The following is a 4,166-nucleotide window of genomic DNA, read 5'->3' on the forward strand; positions in this document are numbered from 1 at the left end:
TCGATGATCGCACCGTCGACCGGCACCGGGGTCCCACCGACTCCCAGGACCGCTGCCGTCTCCGAATCGGGGACGTCGAACCGCACGCCCGTGTCGGTGACGATCGTCGACACCCCGCCACGGGTCGACGTCCCACGCCCGACCGCGGTCACCCACAGTCCTCCGCCCGGTACGCCGACGGCATCGAGGGCCGGCCCACCACCGTCCGCGCCGGCGACCCTCCGCGCCTCCGCAGCCGACGGGGCCGGAGCACCGGCGACCACGGTCACCCGCCGAACGATCGACCCCTCCCCGCCCGAGACGCGGACGCACAACACCGGGGAGTCACTGGTCGAGAGGACCGACGGGCGATCGGCTGGAAAGGCGTCCACATCCAGCGCCACCGAGCGAGGAACGCCCATCCGGTCGGGATCAACGGACACGACCGCCCCCACCGTCGAGGTGGAACGGATGACGTCAGCCACCACCGGACCGACCTCCTGGACACCGTCGGCCAGCGCGACGTAGGTCCCCCTACCCGAGGCGGTCTCCACGATGAAGACCTGCCCGATCCGCAATGAGTCGAGACCGTAGTCCACCGGCATCCCTGCCAGATCGATCTCCGGTCGCACCACCGGATCGACCTCCGGCAGCGGGTCGATCAACGCCGCCGTGACCGGCCGCGGCGCGACTCCGCCCAGTCCGAGGATCGCCAGTAGGTCGCCGTCCGACAGGTCGATTCTCGAGCGGGTTCCGTCCCGCAGCAGCCAGCCCCTGCCGTCCTGGTCGGCCAGGACGATCTCATCACCGGTGGTGTCCCGCCCGGGTCCCGCCGTTCCGTCGCGGGCGACGACAGTCGTCGAGACGATCCGAGGGCGACCGCGATCGACGTCGGCGATCTCGTCGCACACCGTCCACGAGACCGCCGCAGCCCCGTCCGCGTCGCGATGAGCCGGCAGCGCGGACGGCGCTCCGGGGATCCCGATCAGACCACCGCGCCGCGTCCCGGCGATATCCGAGTCCCGCACCGTGGTCGGGTCGGTGGGCTGACCCGTCACCAGACGGGCGGAGGCGAGATTGAACACCGGGTGGACGGTGTCACCGGCGCGGACATACATCTGGCCGGAGTCCCGGCCCACCATGACCACGGCGCGATCGACATCAGGCGTCGGATCGAGGAGGGCCAGGACCGCCGCCCCGACGCAACCGAGGACGGCGGCGACCGCACCCATCATGAGTCCCGTCGACTGACGCCTGAGTGGATCGTGGAGCATCCGGACGTCGCGGACGACCACCGCGTGTCGGGCCCGCCGGGACAGGAAGCGGTGCCCGTCGACCTGCGCCCTGGTCGTCGGCTTCAGCGGCACGGACGGGCTCCTTCCCACGAATGTGACGCCCCGCGGCGGGGAGTTCCGGGGGTAGGGTACGCCACGATCCCGGCCAGATGGCCGGGCTTCCCGGGCGGCCTCGCACGCCCTCGACCAGGCCAGGAGGACGGGTGACGGCTGCCCCTCGCTCCCTTCTCGCCCTCGTAGTCGTCCTCCTGACCTCGGGGGTGCTCGCGGTGATCTGCCCGCAGCCCTGGCAACCCTGGGTCCAGTTTGCCGCCGCCTCACTGGTCGCCCTCGCCGCCACACTCCGTCACCGGGGGCGGCCCCTACTCGGACGCGGACCGCGCCCGCGCCGGTCCGACGTCGACGTCGTCGACCTGGTCTCGCCCGAGTTCTCACTGGTCGGTTGCGTCGGCGGTCACCAGGTGGTGACCACCGGTGTCGAGATCTCTGCCGGCGCACTGGAGACCACCGAGATCGGAAGCGACGACCCGGCGGATTTCCTCGGCGTTCGGCTTCCGCTGGGCGCGGTCGCGCGACAGCTCGACCAGGGTGGGGTGCTGCTCGAGGGGATCGACGTGGTGGTTCACGGGCGACGAGCGGCGACGGGCCCCGACGGCGAGGTGTACTGCTCGCTCGTGGGCCCGCTGGCTCTGGTCTCCCACCGGCGGGTCCACCTGCTCCTGCGATTCGACCTGTCGGAGCTCGCGCTGACCGCGCCGGAGGAGGCCGGGCGAGATTCGCCGCAGCGGGTCATCGCGGTGGCCACCGAACGAGTCCGCCGATCTCTGGTTCATCACGGGCTTCCGTGCCGAGTGCTCGACGCCACCGAGCTTGCGGAGCGATACGTTGAAGCCGAGGCCGATCCCACCGACGCAGTGGGGTTGGTGATCCGCCCCGGGGCAGACCCGCGTGAGGTCGTGGACGCCCTCACCACTGAACGCACCTCAGGCATCACCGAGGTACTCCGTCTCCGCCGGGTGCCGGGCCGCCGCGACGTCGTCGACGCCATCTCGACCGTGGGTCTCACGGGGCTCACCGGGGAATCGCTCCCCCCGTCCGCGATATCATGTCATCTGTTGCCGTCTCCGCGGGTGCTGCCCGTCCCGGGTGAGTCCCTCCCCGATGCGCTCGCCGGCTCCGCGGTCCGGCGGCGTCTCGATCAACTCGACGCCCTCGCCCCACCCGCCCACGGTTGCGGTCAGATCCTCGGGGCGACCCGGACGGGGAACGCGGCCGCGATCCAGCTGGCGGGGCCTCACCTGCGCTCGGCACTCCTCGCTGCCGACCCGGCCGTCTGCCGCCAGGTGGCCTTCCGTGCGGTCGCCGCCGGATACCGGGTGGCGGTGGTCACCGACGTCCCGGATCGCTGGCGACCACTGCTGGCGATCGACGACGAGACCAGATTCCGGATAGTTGACCCCGATGCCTCGGATGCCGGCGCCCCGGTCGACGCGGTCTTCTGGGACGTCGACGGCCCGCTCAGCGAGGGTCGCATCGACGCGCTCGCGGGGCCCGGCGGCCCTGACGTGACATCACCGACCGTGATCCGTGTGGATGCCGATTGGGACGCTCCCGGGCCCGGGCGTGCGACGGCAGCGAACCCGCCCGACCTGGTACTCGACGGCAGGATATCCGGCTGGATCTCCGTCGAACCGCGTTCCGGAGCCGCCCGGCGGGTGTCGGTGGTGACCGGCCCCGGCGAGGACGCGTTCATAGGTCGGGTCCCGGGTCCGGGGGACCTCACACCCGCAGGTGCTGCACCTTCCGCCAGCCCGGATCGTCGGTGACCGTCAGGGTCACCTCACCCTGCTCCCAGCCGGACGCGGCCACGCGCAGTTGCTCGTGCGCGGGGGTCGCTGAGTCCACGTAGAAGTGCAGGAGCCGGCGGCCGTTGCAGCTCTCGGCGCCCACGCACTCCCCCGTGCCCTCCAGGCGGTCGACCAGGTGGTCCTCAAAATCCCGCAGCCCGGGCAAGGAGGCCGATCCCGGCAGTCCACCGTCCTCGACATCCGTATAGGGAACGTGGACGGCGACGTGCCGGTCGAACTCCGGGGCCGACAGCGCGACCAGGGGCACGCGCACCACGGCCACCATCGGGCCGCAGGAGGTGTCGCCGTGCAGGATCTGCCAGGCCGGCTCCCCCTCCTCGTCCGTGTTGTCGCGCTCAATCTCCCGCAGGATCCCGGGCAGCGCGTCGAGTGACACCGCGTCGTCCCCCGGGGCCGTGGCGTTGGAGCGGATCATGCCCACCCACGTCTCCACCGCGGCCTCGCCGCACATGGCGTCGAGCAGCAGGTAGGCGGCGATCCCGGCGTCGGGTCCCTTGAGTCCGGCGAACCCGGGGTGGTGCACGGTCACGTCGGCCCGGGAGAGGCCGCAATCCACCACCACCTCGGCCTCGTCGAACCCCAGCCTCCGGTCGCGGAAGTGCATGGCGCACCCGGCGACCGGGTCACGCAGGTCCGCGTACGACCAGTATGCGTCGGCGGGCGGGGCCTGGGCGAGCCATCGGCGCGCCGCCCCGCGGAGCTCGGGCACCCCGGCCGCGGTGACGGTCAGGCGGTGCGGAGCGCCTTCCGACCCGGGGACGAACTCCCACGACAACCCGGGGTCGATCGCCTCGATGAGCGAGGTGATCTCCGGGACCACGCGGCGGGCGTCACCCGACTCGAGGGCGGCGGTCGTGCGGCGGCACCCGCCCTCGGTCCACCAGCGCCAGAAGGTCGTGACGGCGCGGTCCGAGCGCAGCCTGGCGGTCTCGATGCGGACGCCGGACAGGTCCATCGATCTGGAGAGTTGCCGGGGTCGTGCCGCGCCGATCGCCATCTGTTCTCCCTCCGCCCGTCACGGTCC

3 protein-coding genes are annotated in these 4,166 nt (G+C 72.2%); 1 reads left to right on the forward strand and 2 read right to left on the reverse strand.

Annotated features, from left to right (window positions below; translation table 11 throughout):
- Positions 1 to 1,346: type VII secretion protein EccB (gene eccB / locus G6027_RS15600; RefSeq protein WP_182637964.1), on the reverse strand; the 1,346-nt coding region annotated here is incomplete at its 3' end.
- A gap of 131 nt (positions 1,347 to 1,477) precedes the next feature.
- Between eccB and G6027_RS15605 the strand changes: the two genes are divergently transcribed.
- The gene (locus tag G6027_RS15605) at positions 1,478 to 3,100 is read left to right on the forward strand and encodes a type VII secretion protein EccE (RefSeq protein WP_346995769.1); all 1,623 of its coding nucleotides are present in this window, start codon (positions 1,478 to 1,480) and stop codon (positions 3,098 to 3,100) included.
- On the opposite strand, the gene G6027_RS15610 is transcribed toward G6027_RS15605, so the two are convergent.
- Complete coding sequence (locus G6027_RS15610) at positions 3,054 to 4,139, reverse strand: DUF695 domain-containing protein (protein ID WP_182637966.1); 1,086 nt, start codon at positions 4,137 to 4,139, stop codon at positions 3,054 to 3,056. The genes G6027_RS15605 and G6027_RS15610 overlap by 47 nt on opposite strands.
- Positions 4,140 to 4,166 lie beyond the last annotated feature (27 nt).

The organism is Dietzia sp. SLG310A2-38A2, from assembly GCF_014145095.1.
Classification (GTDB): Bacteria; Actinomycetota; Actinomycetes; order Mycobacteriales; family Mycobacteriaceae; genus Dietzia.

Bases quoted from the DNA above. Each gene is read 5' to 3' on its own strand.
- G6027_RS15610 (WP_182637966.1), bottom strand. From the start codon at position 4,139: ATGGCGATCGGCGCGGCACGACCCCGGCAACTCTCCAGATCGATGGAC.